The 15,288-nt window shown below is 71.3% G+C and carries 10 protein-coding genes; 9 read left to right on the forward strand and 1 reads right to left on the reverse strand.

Going from position 1 to position 15,288, the window contains the following annotated elements; genetic code table 11:
• Positions 1–189: 189 nt before the first annotated feature.
• Positions 190–2,874 (forward strand): PQQ-dependent sugar dehydrogenase, encoded by a 2,685-nt coding sequence (locus tag AFR_RS26040; RefSeq protein WP_023364148.1) that lies wholly within the window; start codon positions 190–192, stop codon positions 2,872–2,874.
• A 124-nt stretch (positions 2,875–2,998) separates the two neighbouring features.
• The gene (locus AFR_RS48820) at positions 2,999–4,585 is read left to right on the forward strand and encodes a helix-hairpin-helix domain-containing protein (protein WP_023364150.1); all 1,587 of its coding nucleotides are present in this window, start codon (positions 2,999–3,001) and stop codon (positions 4,583–4,585) included.
• Between the two features lie 55 nt (positions 4,586–4,640).
• Here AFR_RS48820 and AFR_RS26050 read toward each other — a convergent pair whose 3' ends face one another.
• Positions 4,641–5,405, reverse strand: coding sequence for an alpha/beta fold hydrolase (locus AFR_RS26050; protein ID WP_023364152.1), 765 nt, complete (start codon positions 5,403–5,405; stop codon positions 4,641–4,643).
• Between the two features lie 73 nt (positions 5,406–5,478).
• On the opposite strand from AFR_RS26050, the gene AFR_RS26055 reads away from it, so the two are divergent.
• From AFR_RS26055 to AFR_RS26085, 7 genes are read left to right on the forward strand one after another with little or no spacing between them, the layout of a single operon-like run.
• Positions 5,479–6,189, forward strand: coding sequence for an alpha/beta hydrolase (locus tag AFR_RS26055; protein ID WP_041841144.1), 711 nt, complete (start codon positions 5,479–5,481; stop codon positions 6,187–6,189).
• Between the two features lie 27 nt (positions 6,190–6,216).
• The gene (locus tag AFR_RS26060; RefSeq protein ID WP_052359470.1) at positions 6,217–7,848 is read left to right on the forward strand and encodes an isovaleryl-CoA dehydrogenase; all 1,632 of its coding nucleotides are present in this window, start codon (positions 6,217–6,219) and stop codon (positions 7,846–7,848) included.
• A gap of 37 nt (positions 7,849–7,885) precedes the next feature.
• A complete protein-coding gene (locus AFR_RS26065; protein ID WP_052359471.1) occupies positions 7,886–10,123 on the forward strand; it encodes a putative bifunctional diguanylate cyclase/phosphodiesterase in 2,238 nt (745 codons plus the stop codon).
• A gap of 45 nt (positions 10,124–10,168) precedes the next feature.
• On the forward strand, positions 10,169–12,391 hold the full coding sequence (locus AFR_RS26070) for a putative bifunctional diguanylate cyclase/phosphodiesterase (protein WP_041841146.1): 2,223 nt from the start codon (positions 10,169–10,171) through the stop codon (positions 12,389–12,391).
• Positions 12,392–12,433: 42 nt separating this feature from the next.
• Entirely contained in the window at positions 12,434–13,927 is a 1,494-nt protein-coding gene (gene fxsT / locus AFR_RS26075) for an FxSxx-COOH system tetratricopeptide repeat protein (protein WP_023364162.1), read from the forward strand.
• On the forward strand, positions 13,924–14,370 hold the full coding sequence (locus AFR_RS26080) for a hypothetical protein (protein ID WP_023364163.1): 447 nt from the start codon (positions 13,924–13,926) through the stop codon (positions 14,368–14,370). Before fxsT ends, AFR_RS26080 begins: the two co-directional genes overlap by 4 nt.
• Entirely contained in the window at positions 14,367–15,287 is a 921-nt protein-coding gene (locus AFR_RS26085; RefSeq protein ID WP_052359472.1) for a tetratricopeptide repeat protein, read from the forward strand. The genes AFR_RS26080 and AFR_RS26085 overlap by 4 nt, the downstream gene beginning before the upstream one ends.
• The last annotated feature ends 1 nt before the right edge of the window (position 15,288 follow it).

A 15,288-nucleotide genomic window follows, 5' to 3' on the forward strand; every position in this document is an offset into this window, starting at 1 on the left:
GCCGGTACACCGCCTGATCTCCGCATTTGGCCGCGTCTTACCGTTCGCGCGCAGTGATCGCGCACCGACCAATCACCGGGGCTCTGAGCTGGGCCGACACCGGCGACAAGTTCCTGACAGGCCGGGCGGCCCGGCGGTCGTGCCAGCGTGGATCCGTGCCTGTGGGGGGCCGGATCTGGGGGAACAACCGTGCTGCACCGTCGTCTGTGGATCGTGGCCGTCGCCGCACTGATCACGCCGTTCGCCGTGGTGACGCCCGCGCAGGCCGCGGTGACGCCGGTCGCGAAGGTCAACTTCCAGCCCGCGGCGGTTGCTGTTCCGGCCGGGTACACCGCGGACACCGGGCTGGCGTACGACGCCGCGCGCGGGTCCGGCTGGGTCGTGTCCGGGACGCACGACCCGCTCGACCTGACCCGCAACACCCGCAGCCGTGCGCGCACCGGCATCGACGCCCGGCTCGACACGGTCATCCACCTCCAGTACGGCGACGTCGGCGGCACGACCGGGGTGCCGACGCCGGGCGCGTGGGAGTACGCGGTGCCCGCCGGGTCGTACCAGGTGACGGTGTCGGTGGGCGACCAGCCGGCGTACGACAGTGCGCACACGGTCCGCGTCGAGGGTGTCGCCGCGGTGTCCGGCTTCGTGTCGACGGCCGTGGCGGAGTTCCGGACGGCGACCGTGACCGTGCCCGTCAGCGACGGACGGCTGACGGTCGACGCGGTCGGCGGCACCAACACCAAGCTGAACTACGTGGAGATCGCCCGGGTCACCTTCGACCTGAACGTGAACTTCTCCGACGCTGCCACCGCGCCCCCGGCCGGCTACGTCCGCGACTCCGGTGACGCGTACGCGGCGACCCGCGGTTACGGCTGGGTGCAGTCCGGCACGGCAACACCACTGAGCCTGGCCGGCAACGGCCGCAACCGGAACCCCGACGCGGCGCAGAGCGACGTCCGCCTCGCCACGCTGATTCACGCCCAACTGCCCGCCGGGTCGGCCGGTGTGACCACGCCGGGGTCGTGGGAGGCGGCCGTCCCGAACGGCACCTACACGATGACCGCCGCGGTCGGTGACGCCGGCACCGCGGTCAACAGCTCGCACTGGCTCAGCATCGAGGACCAGAACGCCGTCGCGGCCTTCGTGCCCACGGCGACGGTCAAGCACGCCACCGCGACCCGGACGGTCACCGTGGCCGACGGGCGGCTGACGCTGAGCCCGGCCGGTGGCACCAACACCAAGCTGAACTACGTGGACATCGTGGGTGTCGCGGACGCGGGAACGAGCCCGCGCGTCCGGACCAGCACTCCGGCGAACGGCGCGACGGGCGTACCGCTCACGACCAGCGTCGTCGAGGATCTGGTGCTGCCCGGCGGTGGTGTCGACCCGGCGTCGCTGACGAGCACCACCGTGACGCTGACCCGTGTCAGCGACGGCGTGGCGGTGCCCGCCACCACGATCACCAGCGGCGGCGGGGACGTCGTCAACCTCTCCCCGACCGTGCCCCTGGCGGCGAACACGGCGTACCGGTTCAGCCTGACCTCCGGGGTGCGGGACGTGAGCGGGCGGGCCTTCACGCCGTACTCGATCGTCTTCACGACCGGGGCGACCACGACCTCGGGCGGACCGGGTTTCGACAAGGTCGTCGGGGTGGCGACCGGTGCGTCGTTCACGACCGTCGTCAAGGGTCCCGACGGCCGCCTCTACGCGGGCACCCTCGACGGCCGCATCTTCCGCTTCCCGATCAACGCCGATGGCACACTCGGCACGGCCACGATCATCACCGCGGTCCGTGACAACGCGGCGGCGCTGGGACTCCCCGGCGCGCCCGCCCGCACGGTGATCGGCATGGCCTTCGACGCGGCCGGCGCCCTCTGGGTCACCGACAACTACGAGTACACCGGGCCGCTGAACGTCCCCGACTGGTCCGGGCGCATCGGCCGGCTCACCGGCACGAACCTCGGCACCTACACACCCGTCGTGGTCAACCTGCCCCGCTCGGTCAAGGACCACGAGACGAACTCGCTCGCGTTCGGACCCGACGGCGCGCTCTACGTCTCACAGGGCGCCAACAACGCCATGGGCGCGGCCGACTCCACGTGGGGCAACCGGCCCGAGCAACTGCTCAGCGCGGCCGTCCTGCGCCTCGACCCCAGTGCCTTTTCCGGTACGCCCACAGATGCAAGAACCGCGGACGGCGGCACTTACAACCCGTACGCCGCCGGTGCACCGCTGACGATCTACGCGACCGGTGTCCGCAACGCCTTCGACCTGGTGTGGCACCGCAACGGCCACCTGTACGCCCCCACGAACGGCTCGGCGGCCGGCGGCAACACGCCTGCCACACCGGCGACGCTGCCCGCGTCGTGTGCTCGGCGGGGGTACACGGGTCCGGGCGTACCGGCGCTGACGGGTGTGCCGACCGCGGAGACCGACTACGTCTTCGACGTGAAGCAGGGGCGCTACTACGGCCACCCGAACCCGCAACGCTGCGAGTGGGTGCTCGCCGGTGGCAACCCGACCGCGGGCACCGATCCGTTCCAGGTCGGCGCGTACCCGGTCGGCACTCTCCCCGACCCGAACTTCGATCTGGCCGGCACCTACGACGCGGGCCTGCACGCGTCCGCGAACGGCGCGATCGAATACCGCGGCGGTGCCCTCGACGGCAAACTCCTGGTCGTCCGCTACTCGGCGGGACAGGACATCGAGACGTTCGACGTCGCCGCGAACGGCGCGCTGAGCAACCGCACGACCGGCCTGAGCGGACTCACCGGATTCAGCCAGCCACTCGACGTCACGCAGGACACCGCCACCGGAAACCTCTACGTCACCGAGCTCGGCGCCTCGCGGATCACCCTGCTCAAGCCGCGGCTGTGACCGCTCGGACGAATTACCGCACACGGGAGTCACGAATACGGCACGCCGTGCTCGATGCGGTATCGAGATGTGCAAAGCTGCGCGCCTACATCTCGCTCCCCGCTTTCGGAGGCATGCCGTGGCAATGCTCCTGTCCATCGTTGCCGCGCTCCTGGTCGGCCTGCTCGCGGGCTGGCTGATCCGGGGCCGCACCCTCGCCGCCAAGCCGTCCCCCGCCACACCTTCCTCGTCGCCCGCGGTCGCCGCGGACACCGACGCCGAGCCGGTCGCCGAGTCGGCGGAGACGGTTGTCATCCGGCCCGGCACCGAGCCGGCCGCGGAGACGGTCGTGATCCCGGCCGCCACGGACCCGTCCGAGACGGTCGTCATCAGGACCACCCCCGAGCCCGTTGTGGACGCCACACCCGCCGCCGACGCCTCGGCCGACGTCTCACCCGCCGCCTCGACCGACGCTGCGGCCGACACTGAGCGCGACACCGTGCCCGTTGCTGACACCACGCGGGACACCGAGCCCGACACCGTGCCCGTCGCCGAGACCGCACCTGTCGGCGACTCTGCGCCGACCGCCGACATCACGCCGGTCACCGAGCCGGTTGCCACGTCCGACCCCATCACCGCGCCGGAGCCGGTTGTGGACCCCGAGCCCGTTGCTTCCCCGGCCGCTGTGGACGCGCCGGACCCCATCGCGGAGCCCGAGCCGGTTGCAGCAGCGGACCCGATCGCCAAGCCCGAGCCGATTGCGGCGCCGGACCCCATCGCGGAGCCCGAGCCGGTTGCAGCAGCGGACCCCATCGCGGAGCCCGAGCCGGTAGTGGCAGCGGCGCCGATCACGGAGCCCGAGCCGATCACGGCGTCCGCGCACGACGCCACCCCGGCCGACGCCGACACGACCGAGCCGATCGCCGAGCCCGTCCCGGCGTCCACGCCCGAGCCCACCGCCGAGACGGTGGTCCTGCCGGTTGCGGGCGGCGTGCCCACCGAGGCCGTGCCCGAGACGGTGGTTCTCCCGGTCGCGGGCGGCCTGCCGACCGAGGCTCTCACCGAGCGCGTGGCCGCCCCCGCACCCGACAAGCTCGTCCGCATCGAGGGCATCGGCCCGAAGATCGCGGCCGCCCTCGTCGCCGCCGGCATCAGCACTTTCCGGCAGCTGGCCGACACCGACGTCGAGAGCCTGCGCTCCACGATCAAGGCGGCCGGTCTGCGCTTCACGCCGAGCCTGGCGACGTGGCCGGAGCAGGCGCGCCTGCTCGCCACCGGTGACCAGAACGGCTTTGTCGCCCTTCACGACGACCTGGCCTCCGAGCCCGCCCCGGTCATCATCGAGGCACCGGCCGAGCCGGAGCCGGCGTTCGCCGACGCCGTGCCCGCCCAGCGCCTCCCCGAAGCCGGCGAGACAGCCGGTGACCCGGTCGGCGACACGGCTGGTGACCCGGCCGGTAGCACGGCTGGTGACACGGTCGGCGTGACGGCTGGTGACACGGCCGCCGAGACGGCGAAGCCGGATGACCTCACCCGCATCGAGGGCATCGGCCCCAAGATGGCCCGCGCCCTGCAGTCGGCAGGCATCACCACCTTTGCCCGGCTCGCCGCCAGCGACGAGGCGGCTCTCCGGGCCGCGATCGCCGCCGCCGGCATGCGGTTCTCGCCGAGCCTGGCGACCTGGCCGCAGCAGGCCCAGCTCCTCGCCGACCGGAACGTCCTGCAGAGCTGACCCACCGCACGTCCCGGACGCCCGGTCCCGCACCCGCGGGACCGGGCGTTTGCCGTCAGCGCTGCGCGTCGAGCCAGCCGCCGACGAGGCCGGTGAAGACTTCCGGGCGTTCGAAGGGCAGGTAGTGCCCGGCGCCGGCCACGGCCGCGAAGGTCCCGCGGGGATAACGCGCCATGGCGGTGTACTGGTCGGTGTACCCGCAGACCAGGTCGTCACGTCCGGTGATCACGAGCGCGCTCCCGTCGTACTCCAGGGGTGAGAGCTCGTCGGGGAGCGGGAAGCCCTTGTCCCGCAGGGTTTCCAGGTAGTCCTGGGAGCGGGAGAGGCGGGGGCCGACCACGGCCGCGACGCGCGCGGCGACCTCGGGGGTGCGGTGGCCGATCGCCTCGCTCAGGTGGCCGTGCAAGGTGTCCTCGACGCCGGTCAGCCAGCCTTCGGGGGCGGGCTCACGGTTGTCGGGTGGCAGGTCGCGTTCCTCCTTGCGGAAGCGGACGCCGTGGACGACGAGCAGCAGCCCGGCGACGCGGTCCGGGAAGCGGCGGGTGAGGGCCGCGGCGAGGTAGCCGCCGCCGGAGAAACCGGCCAGGTGGAACCGGGGCGCCTCGATCCGGCCGGCGATGAGGTCGACGATCTCGGCGGCTGTTCCCGGGCCCGGCGGGGCGGCGCCGTGGCCGGGCAGGTCCAGGTAGTGGCGTTGCCAGCCGGACCGCCCGGCGAAGACCGGTTCCAGTGCGGCCGCCGTGACCGTGGCGGCCAGGCTGAAATACGGCAGGCACACGATCGGCCTGCCCTCCCCGTGCACTTCGTCAGCGAGCTGCATGATCCGACCTTAGAGCGGGACAGTTCGGCCGGCGCTCTGGTCAGGGAGGGCCGGATCGGGGACTGTGAGCATCATGGACGCCGCCTTCGTTCTTGTGCACAGCCCCTCGGTCGGTCCCGGCACGTGGGGGCCGGTCGCCGCACGGCTCACCGCCGCTGGTGCGACCGTGGTGGTGCCGTCGCTGGCCGGGGTCGCGGCGGCTCCGGCGCCGTTCTGGCCGCGGGTCACCGAGCTGGTGGCCGAGCAGGTCGCGGCACTGCCGGCGGATCTTCCGGTGGTCGTCGTCGCGCACAGCAACGCCGGGTTGTTCGTGCCGGTGATCGCCGGTGCGCTGGGCCGGCCGGTCGCCGGGTGCCTCTTCGTCGACGCGGCGCTGCCGGAGCGGCAGGGCACAACGCCGGTGGCCACACCCGAGACGCTGGAGTTCCTGCGGGGCATCGCCGTCGACGGGATCCTGCCGCCGTGGACGACGTGGTTCGAGGAGGCGGACGTCGCCCCGATGTTCCCGGACCGGGCCGCACGGGAGGCGATGGAGGCCGAGCAGCCGCGGCTGCCGCTCGCCTATTACGAGGAGCGGATCCCCGTCCCCGAGGGGTGGGACGGGCAGCCGTGCGGTTACCTGCTCTTCGCGCCGCCGTACGAGGAGGTCGCGCACGAGGCCGCCGCCCGTGGGTGGGCGGTGGAGCGGCTGCCCGGCCTGCACCTCCATCAGCTCGTCGACCCGGACGCGGTGGCGGCTTGCATCCTGGCGATGGCGGCGACCTGGTCCCCACCGTCGTCGTGAGGCCGGTAAAGGTCATACATTGGGGAGATGTCCCCTGCTACTCACGAGGTCGTGAACCAGCCGCCACCGCTGGCCGGTCACGACATCGCCGCGGATGCCGCCCTGCTCGAGGGAGTCGCCCGTGAGGGCGCCGGCTGGGCCGCCGACGACCTGCACCGGCTCGGCAAGCTGGGCGGGCAGCCCGAGGCGCAGCGCTGGGCCGACGACGCCAACCGTCACGAGCCCCGCCTGCTGACCCACGACCGGTACGGCAACCGTGTCGACGAGGTCGAGTTCCATCCGGCCTGGCACCGCCTCATGGACGTCGCCGTGGGCGAGGGTCTCGCCGCCGCCCCGTGGGCCGATCAGCGGGCCGGGGCGCACGTCGCCCGCGCGGCCGGGCTGTTCACCTGGAGTCAGGTCGAGGCCGGCCACTCCTGCCCGATCTCCATGACGTACGCCGTGGTCCCGGCCCTGCGCAACGCCCCGGAGCTGGCCGCGGTCTACGAGCCCCTGCTGACGGCCCGCGCGTACGATCCCGGCTTGCGCGACCCGGGAACCAAGCGTGGGCTGCTCGCCGGCATGGGCATGACCGAGAAGCAGGGTGGCTCGGACGTCCGCGCGAACTCGACCACCGCCACCCCCGCCGCGGACGGCAGCTACCGGTTGCGCGGGCACAAGTGGTTCACCAGCGCGCCGATGTGTGATCTCTTCCTGGTGCTGGCGCAGGCGCCCGCCGGGCTGTCCTGCTTCCTGGTGCCGCGGGTGCTGCCGGGCGGGGAGCGCAACACCTTCCGCATCCAGCGTCTCAAGGACAAGCTGGGCAACCGCAGCAACGCCAGCAGCGAGCCGGAGTTCGACGACACCGTCGGCTGGCTCGTCGGTGACGAGGGTCAGGGCGTCCGGACGATCATCGAGATGGTCGCGATGACCCGGCTCGACTGTGTGACCGGTTCGGCGTCCGGGATGCGCGGTGCGCTGGTCCAGGCGGTGCATCACGCGCGCTACCGGTCCGCCTTCGGCGGCCCGCTGATCGGCAAGCCGCTCATGCGGAACGTCCTGGCCGACCTGGCCGTGGAGTCCGAGGCCGCGACGGCCCTCGCGCTGCGTCTGGCGGGCGCTGTGGACCGAGGCGTACGCGGTGACGCGAACGAACGCGCCTTCGGTCGGCTCGCCATCGCGGTCGGCAAGTTCTGGGTGTGCAAACGGCAGCCGGCCGTGGTCGCCGAGGCCCTCGAGTGTCTGGGCGGCAACGGCTACGTCGAGGATTCGGGGCTCCCCCGCCTGTACCGTGACGCACCGCTGAACTCGATCTGGGAGGGCTCCGGCAACGTCCAGGCCCTCGACGTGCTGCGCGCGATGCGCCGCGACCCGGGCAGCCTGGACGCGTTCCGGGCGGAGGTGGCCCTGGCCGCGGGCGCCGACGGGCGGCTCGACACCGCCACGGCGAAGCTGACCGCGCTGCTCGGTGACGGCGACGACCTCGAGTCCGACGCCCGCCGGATCGTCGAGCAGATGGCCGTGGTGCTGCAGGGATCGCTGCTGGTCAGGCACGCCCCGGCGGTGGTGGCGGACGCGTTCTGCGCCAGCCGGCTGGGCGGCGACTGGGGGCACACGTTCGGCACGCTGCCGCGGGGCGTGGACACGGCGGCGCTGGTCGACCGAGCCTGGCCGGCCTGATCACTCAGGTGAGCCGCGCCACTGCCGATGGCGGGACGTGCGGAATTTTCGAGTCGACCGGGTGGTCGGTGCGTGGACGGCGACCGGCCTCGCCGTCGCCCTGGTGTACCCCTTCCTGCCGAAGGGCACCCTGGTCACGGCGGTTGTCTTCGACCTGTTCGTGCTGGCCACCCTGGTCGCGGTCCTCGCGGGGATCCGCCGCAACCGGCCCGTCAACAGCCTCGGCTGGTACGTGTTCGCCACCGGCATCGGCTTCCGGCTCGCCGGTGACATCACGTACGAGATCCACCGTCAGGTGCTGCACGAGGCGCCGTTCCCTTCACCGGCGGACGGCTTCTATCTGAGCGCGTACCCGCTGCTGGTGGTCGGATCGCTGCTGCTGACCGGGAGCCGGCGCGGACGGGATCTGGCCGGGCTGCTCGACGCCGCCATCGTCGCCACCGGTCTCAGCCTGGTGTGGTGGGTCTCCGCCATCGGCCCGATCGCCGCGAACGCGTCGATCCCCATGGTGCAGCGCCTGCTCGGCGCCGCGTACCCGGCCTGCGACATGCTGCTGCTCGTGGTGGTGGCGCGCATGCTGACCCGGTCCGGGCGTCCCTCCGTGGGCCTGAGCCTGCTCACCGCGGGCACCACCGCCCTGCTGATCTCGGACGTGTTCTTCCAGCTGGTCATCATCCATGCGCCGGAGCTGGAAGGGCTGGTCGCGTGCGGCTGGATCCTGGCCAACGTGGGCTGGGGCGCCGCGGCGTTGCACCCGTCGGCCGGTCGCACCGTGCCGGTGCGGCCCGCCCAGCCGTGGCTCGGTCGCCGTCGGCTGGCCCTGCTCGCCGCGAGCACCCTGCTCGTCCCCACGCTGTTGTTCGTGCAGGGCGCCGCCCGCGGGGCCCACCAGCTCAACTGGCTGGCGATCGGCATCGGCGCCGTGGTGCTGTTCCTGCTGGTCCTCGCCCGGATGTCCGGTTTTGTCAACCAGGTGCAGCGTCAGGCGCAGCAGCTCGAGGACCTCGCCATGCGCGACGACCTGACCGGGCTGCCGAACCGCCGGCTCTTCGAGGAACGGCTGGCCGCGGCCGTCCTCACCGGTTCGCCGCAGGTCGCGATGCTCGACCTGAACGGCTTCAAGGACGTCAACGACCGGTTCGGCCACGCCGTCGGTGACCGGCTGCTGGCCGTGGTGGCGGAACGCCTCGCCGGGCGGCTGCGCGGTGACGACCTCGTCGCCCGGATGGGCGGCGACGAGTTCGCGGTCCTGGTCGCCACCGCGACACCGGCCGAGATGGCCGCGATCGTGGACCGGCTCACCGCCTCCCTGCGCAAGCCGGTCGAGGTGGCCGGGCACGAGCTGCTGGTCGGCGCCAGCGTCGGTGTCGCCGACAGCACCGGCACCGACGACCCGTACGAGGTTCTGCGCCGTGCCGACGTCGCCATGTACGCGGCCAAGGAGCACGGTGGCACCCGGCACCGCCGGTACGCGCCGGAGATGGACGAGCGCGCCGGTGAGGAGGCCCGCCTCGGGGCGGAGCTGCGGACGGCGCTGGACACCGGCCAGTTCCGGCTCGTCTACCAGCCCATCGTCTCGCTGCCCGACGGCCGCATCGTCTCCGTCGAGGCCCTGATCCGCTGGGACCACCCGGACCGCGGTTTTGTCAGCCCGGCCGAGTTCATCCCCGTCGCCGAGCAGAACGGCCTCATCGTCGAGCTCGGGGCGTGGATCCTGCGGACCGCCTGCGCCCAGGCGATGGTCTGGCGCAACTCCCTCGGTGACGCCGCTCCCGAACGGGTCAGCGTGAACGTCTCGGCCCGGCAGCTCGCCGAGCCCGGCTTCACCGAGCTGGTCGCATCGGTGCTGGCCTGGACCGGTCTGGGTGCCCAGAACCTCATCGTCGAGGTGACCGAAACGGCGGTCTTCGGCGGCGGTCAGGCCGTCCAGGCGGTCAAGGACCTCCACGAACTGGGTGTCCGGATCGCCCTGGACGACTTCGGCACCGGCCACTCTTCGCTCGGATTGCTCCAGACTGTCCCCGTGGACGTCCTCAAGGTCGACAAGTCGTTCGTCGACAACATCACGATGGCCGGCCGGCACGCGGTCATCGCCACCGCGCTCATCCAGGTCAGCAACGGCCTGGGCCTGCAGGCGGTCGCCGAAGGTGTCGAGACGGCCGAGCAGGCCACCGAGCTGCACCGCCTCGGCTACCGCCTGGCGCAGGGATACCACTTCGGCAAGCCGGTCCCGGAGCCGGACTTCCGCGGTGCCGCCGTGACGATCGTCGCCTGAGCCGTGGAACCCTCAACTGTGCCGCCCGGACGCCGATGGCCATCCGTGCGGAAGGACAGACTCTGGTGGTTGTGGCTGGTGGCGGGTACGTCGCTGACCGGCGGGTTCTTCCTGCTCCCGCAGGACAGCCTGGCGGCCAACCTGGCCTACAACGCGATCGGCCTGATCTCGGCGCTGCTGATCCTGCTCGCCGTACGCCTGCACCGCCCCGAACGCCCGGCCATGTGGTACTGGTTCGCCGCCGGGCAGATCACCTGGGTTCTCGGCGACCTGACCTGGGAGTACCACCAGTACGTCCTGCACGAGGAGCCGTACCCGTCCTTCGCTGACGTGTTCTATCTGGGCGCGTACCCGATGCTGGTCGTGGGTCTGGTCCTGCTCGTGCGGGGCCGGTCGGGCCGCGACCTGGCCGGGCTGGTCGACGCCGCGATCATCGGCACCGGGCTGGGCCTGGTCTTCTGGGTCTTCGTCATGCACCCGATCGCGGCGGACTCGACCGCCTCGACCCTCGAACGGATCATCGGCGTCGCCTACCCGGCCGCGGACGCCCTGCTGCTGGCGATGCTCGCCCGGTTGTACACCGGCACGGAGCGCCGCGCCCCGAGCACCCGGCTGCTCGGCATCGCCGCGATCCTCATGCTGGTGGCCGACATCGCGTACTCCCTGGTCTCGCTCTACTCCGACGGTGACCTCGACGTGCTCAACGCCGGCTGGCTGCTGTCCTACGTCGCCTGGGGCGCCGCGGCTCTGCACCCGTCGATGCGGTTCTCCGGCATCACGTCCGGCCGCGTCTCGGAGGTCCGGGTCTCCCGTCTGCGCCTCGCCGCCCTGACCGTCTGCTCGCTGCTCGCACCGGCGCTGCTGTTCGTCCCGGGCATCGGTGGGGACGCCGTCGACCGGCTGTCCATCGCCGCCGCCGCGGTGGTGCTCTTCCTGCTGGTCGTGGCCCGGATGGGTGGTTTCGTCTCGCGCGTCCAGGAGCAGGCGGACCAGCTCCAGGAACTCGCCATGGCCGACGACCTGACCGGTCTCCCCAACCGCCGCCGGCTGGAGCAGGCCCTGCGCGGCGCCCTCGGCGCGGGACCGGTCCAGGTGGCACTGCTCGACCTCGACGACTTCAAGGGTGTCAACGACCGCCTCGGTCACGCCGTCGGCGATCAGCTCCTCGCGGTGCTCGCCGGCCGGCTGGTCACCGCCCTCGGGCCGGACGTGCTCGTGGCGCGCATGGGTGGCGACGAGTTCGCCATCCTGATGCCGGGTGCGACGTGCGAGTCCGCCGACCTCACGGTCACGTGTCTCGCCGAGACCCTGCGGACCCCGATCCAGGTCGACGACCACGACCTGCTGGTCGACGCGAGCATCGGCGTCACCGACGGCACGGGCACCACCAACCCGTTCGAGGTCCTGCGCCGCGCCGACGTCGCGATGTACGCCGCCAAGGAGTCCGGCGACAAGCACCGCCGCTATCACCTCGACCTCGACGACGCCGCCGACGAACAGGCCCGCATCGGGGCCGAGCTGCGGGTCGCCCTCGACACCGGGCAGTTCCGCCTGGTCTACCAGCCGATCGTCGAGCTGCCCCACGGCCGCATCCGGGCCGTGGAAGCGCTGGTCCGCTGGGACCACCCGCTGCGCGGCTTCGTGTCACCGGACCAGTTCATCCCGGCGGCCGAACGCAACGGCCTCATCGTCGAGCTCGGCGCCTGGATCCTGCGGACGGCCTGCGCCCAGGCCGCCGACTGGCGCGCCGACCTCGGCGACCTGGCCCCCCACAAGATCAGCGTGAACGTCTCGGCCCGCCAGCTCGCCCAGCCGGGCTTCTCCGGCGTGGTCGCGGCAGCCCTCGACGAGACCGGCCTGCCGGTCGAGCACCTCACGGTCGAGGTCACCGAGACCGCGGTCTTCGGCGGCAGCCACGCCGTGCAGGCCCTGGAGGAACTCCGCGACCTGGGCGTCAGCATCGCCCTCGACGACTTCGGCACCGGCCACTCGTCCCTCGGCCTCCTCCAGACCGTCCCCGTCGACGTGATCAAGGTCGACAAGTCCTTCGTCGACAACATCACCATGGCCGGCCGCCACGCCGTCATCGCCACCGCGCTCATCCAAGTCGCGAACGGCCTCGGCCTGCGAGCGGTCGCCGAAGGTGTCGAGACCGCCGAGCAGGCCGCCGAACTCCACCGCCTCGGTTACCGCCTGGCCCAGGGCTACCACTTCGGCCGCCCCGTCGCCCAGCCCGACTTCTCCGCGAACGCCGTCGTCGTCACCTGATCGGACGACGGCAGGCTTTGCGCACTGTGGAACCCTGTCCGGGTGACGAGCGACTTCTTCCTCTCGTACACCCAGGCTGATCGTGCCTGGGCCGAGTGGATCGCCTGGCTCCTCGAGGAGGACGGCTACACCGTCCTGGTGCAGGCCTGGGACTTCGTCCCGGGCACCAACTGGATCCGGCAGATGCAGCAAGGCACCGCCGAGTCGGCCCGCACGATCGCGCTGCTCTCCCCCGACTACCTGACCTCCGTCTACGGCGGCGCCGAATGGCAGGCCGCCTGGGCCGCGGACCCCGACGGCAAAGATCAAAAACTCCTCACCGTACGCGTGAGCACATGTGAACGCCCGGGTCTGCTCGCCGGGGTGGTCGGCATCGACGTCTTCGACACCACCGAACCGGTAGCCCGGACCAGAATCCAGAAGATGGTGGGCCGGGCGATCAAAGGCCGCTCCAAGCCGGACACGCCACCCGCTTTCCCGCTGACCCCGCGGGCAACGCCGGTCTTCCCGGGCGTGCTGCCCGCAAGCTGGAACGTCCCGGCCCGCAACCCGAACTTCACCGGCCGCGATGCGGGCCTCCGAGACCTCCGCCAGGGCCTGACCACGGGTTCCACGGTCACCGTGCACGCGGTCCACGGCATGGGCGGCATCGGCAAGACCCAGCTCGCCAACGAGTACGCCCACCGCCACGCCGCCGACTACCACCTGGTCTGGTGGATCGCCGCCGAGGAACCAGCCCTGCTCCCCGACCAGTTCGCCGCCCTCGCCAAGGAACTGGGCCACGAACCCGACGGCGACCCCGGCGAGCTCCGCCGGCTGGTCCACGAGTCCCTGCGCCGGGTGCCGGGCTGGCTGCTGATCTTCGACAACGCCGACGAGGCCGAGGAAATCAGCGCCTGGCTCCCGAGCGGCCTGATGCCCCCGGACACCCCCGGCCACGTCATCGTGACAACCCGCCGCGGCGGCTTCAGCTCACTCGGCGCGGTCCTCGACCTCGACGTAGTCGACCCGCAGGAGGCGGTGGCCCTCATGCGGGCCCGGGTCCCGGCCCTGGCCGAGGACGTCGCGCTGAGCATCGCGGAAGAACTCGGCCGCCTCCCCCTGGCCCTGGAACAGGCGGCGGCCTACCTCGACCGCACCTCCCTGCCCGCCGGCGAATACCTCTCACTGCTCCGGACCCGCGCCCAAGACCTCTACAGCCGCGGCAAGGTGGCGAACCGCAAGGACACCACGGTGGCCTCGCTGTGGACCATGAGCTTCGAAAAGGTCGGTGCGGAGAACCCGGCCTCGCTGCAGCTCCTGGCCATCTGCGCCTACCTGGCTCCCCTGCCGATCCCGCTCGACCTCTTCACCGGCCACACCGACCTGCTCCCACCAGAACTCGCCGCCGCCGCGTCCGACCCCCTCGACTTCACCGAAACTGTGGCGCTTGCGGTCGACTATTCGCTGGCCACGCGCACCCCGACGGGCCTGCAACTCCACCGCCTGGTCCAGGGCGCCCTCCGCCTGCACTTCACCCATGAGGAGACCCGTTGAGTCAGTCCGAATCCGCGATCCTGGCCTACTGGAGCGAACACCGCGACCAGCTCCGCCAGTCGGAGACCCAGCGCTCCCTGCTCACGAACTATTTGCTGGTCATCACGGCCGCATTGAGCGCCCTGATCGCGCAGCAGAAGTTCGCCCTGACCACCCTGCCGCTGTCCATCCTGATCATCGCAATAGGCCTCTACGGCGCCCTGTCCTCAGCGAAATACCACGAGCGCGCGGCTTATCATCTGAGCCAGGCGCGGGCGCTGACCAAGGCCCTGACGGACCTGGGTGCCTTACCTGCCAAGGACGCCTTGGAGGAGAACCGGGCGGCCCACTACAGCGAATACCCGAAGCTCCACAAGGTCCGCCTCCACCGCCTCTGGACCGGCCTCCACCTGGGCATAGCCACCTACGGCCTGGTCTTGTTCATCGTCACCCTCGCCCGATGACCACCACGCAGTTCGATCCCCTCGGCACGGCCATTGCCCTGCTCAGCGCCGATGTTCCGGGTGTCATCACCGAAACACCTGAAGATTGGCCACGCTGGGAAGTGGTGTTGCCGCATGCGTTGGCAGCCATCGAACAGTGGGAGAAGCAGGCTTGGACTCCCGACAGGGTCACTGCCGAACATTGTGCCTATCTGATGGATCGCGCCGGCGCGTACCTCGAAGTGCAAGGACAATTGACCGAGGCACGAGATTTGATGGAGCGCGGTCTGATCCTCACCGAGAGGACCGTCGATCCTGGTCACCCCGCGATCCCTGCGCGGCTCCACAACCTGTCCAGGAGCGTGAACCTCACGGGTTTTCCCGAGAAGGCACAACCGCTTGCGGAGCGGGCTCTTGCACTCGCCGAGGAAGCTCACGGATGCAACAGCTCAGAGGTGGCCTTCAACCTCATCAACCTGGCGAACATTCTCGGAGAACAGGGGAACTTCGACGAGGCACGGAGACTCCTCGAACGGGCACTGGCCATCGGCGAATCAGAGCTCGGTCTCAGCCATCCCTCCGTTGCGATCCTGCTGAACAATCTAGGCCTGATCTTGGAGGCAACGGGGCAGTTCGATGAGGCACAAGAGCACCTCGAACGCGCCGTGGCGCTCAGCCGGGAGAACCTCGGTGAGGACAATCCCGGACTCGCCGTGAGCATGATCAATCTCGGCAACCTGTTGCGAGTCACGGGACGGCTGGAGGAGGCTCATGACCTCTCGCGACGCGCTACGGACGTCCTCGAGAGGGCCTACGGCCCGGACCATCCGGAATTGGCCAACAGTCTGGTCAGCCTGGCCGAGATACTCGAGGATCTGGGCCGAGCCGACGACGCGGCACCGCTTCGCGAACGAGCGGCCCGCATCAGGCGACAGTAGG

The sequence above is a fragment of the Amorphoplanes friuliensis DSM 7358 genome (assembly GCF_000494755.1).
Classification (GTDB): Bacteria; Actinomycetota; Actinomycetes; order Mycobacteriales; family Micromonosporaceae; genus Actinoplanes; species Actinoplanes friuliensis.

Coding starts and splice junctions, on each gene's coding strand:
- AFR_RS48820 (WP_023364150.1), top strand. CDS start 2,999: ATGCTCCTGTCCATCGTTGCCGCGCTCCTGGTCGGCCTGCTCGCGGGC.
- AFR_RS26050 (WP_023364152.1), bottom strand. CDS start 5,405: ATGCAGCTCGCTGACGAAGTGCACGGGGAGGGCAGGCCGATCGTGTGC.
- AFR_RS26055 (WP_041841144.1), top strand. CDS start 5,479: ATGGACGCCGCCTTCGTTCTTGTGCACAGCCCCTCGGTCGGTCCCGGC.
- AFR_RS26060 (WP_052359470.1), top strand. CDS start 6,217: ATGTCCCCTGCTACTCACGAGGTCGTGAACCAGCCGCCACCGCTGGCC.
- AFR_RS26085 (WP_052359472.1), top strand. CDS start 14,367: ATGACCACCACGCAGTTCGATCCCCTCGGCACGGCCATTGCCCTGCTC.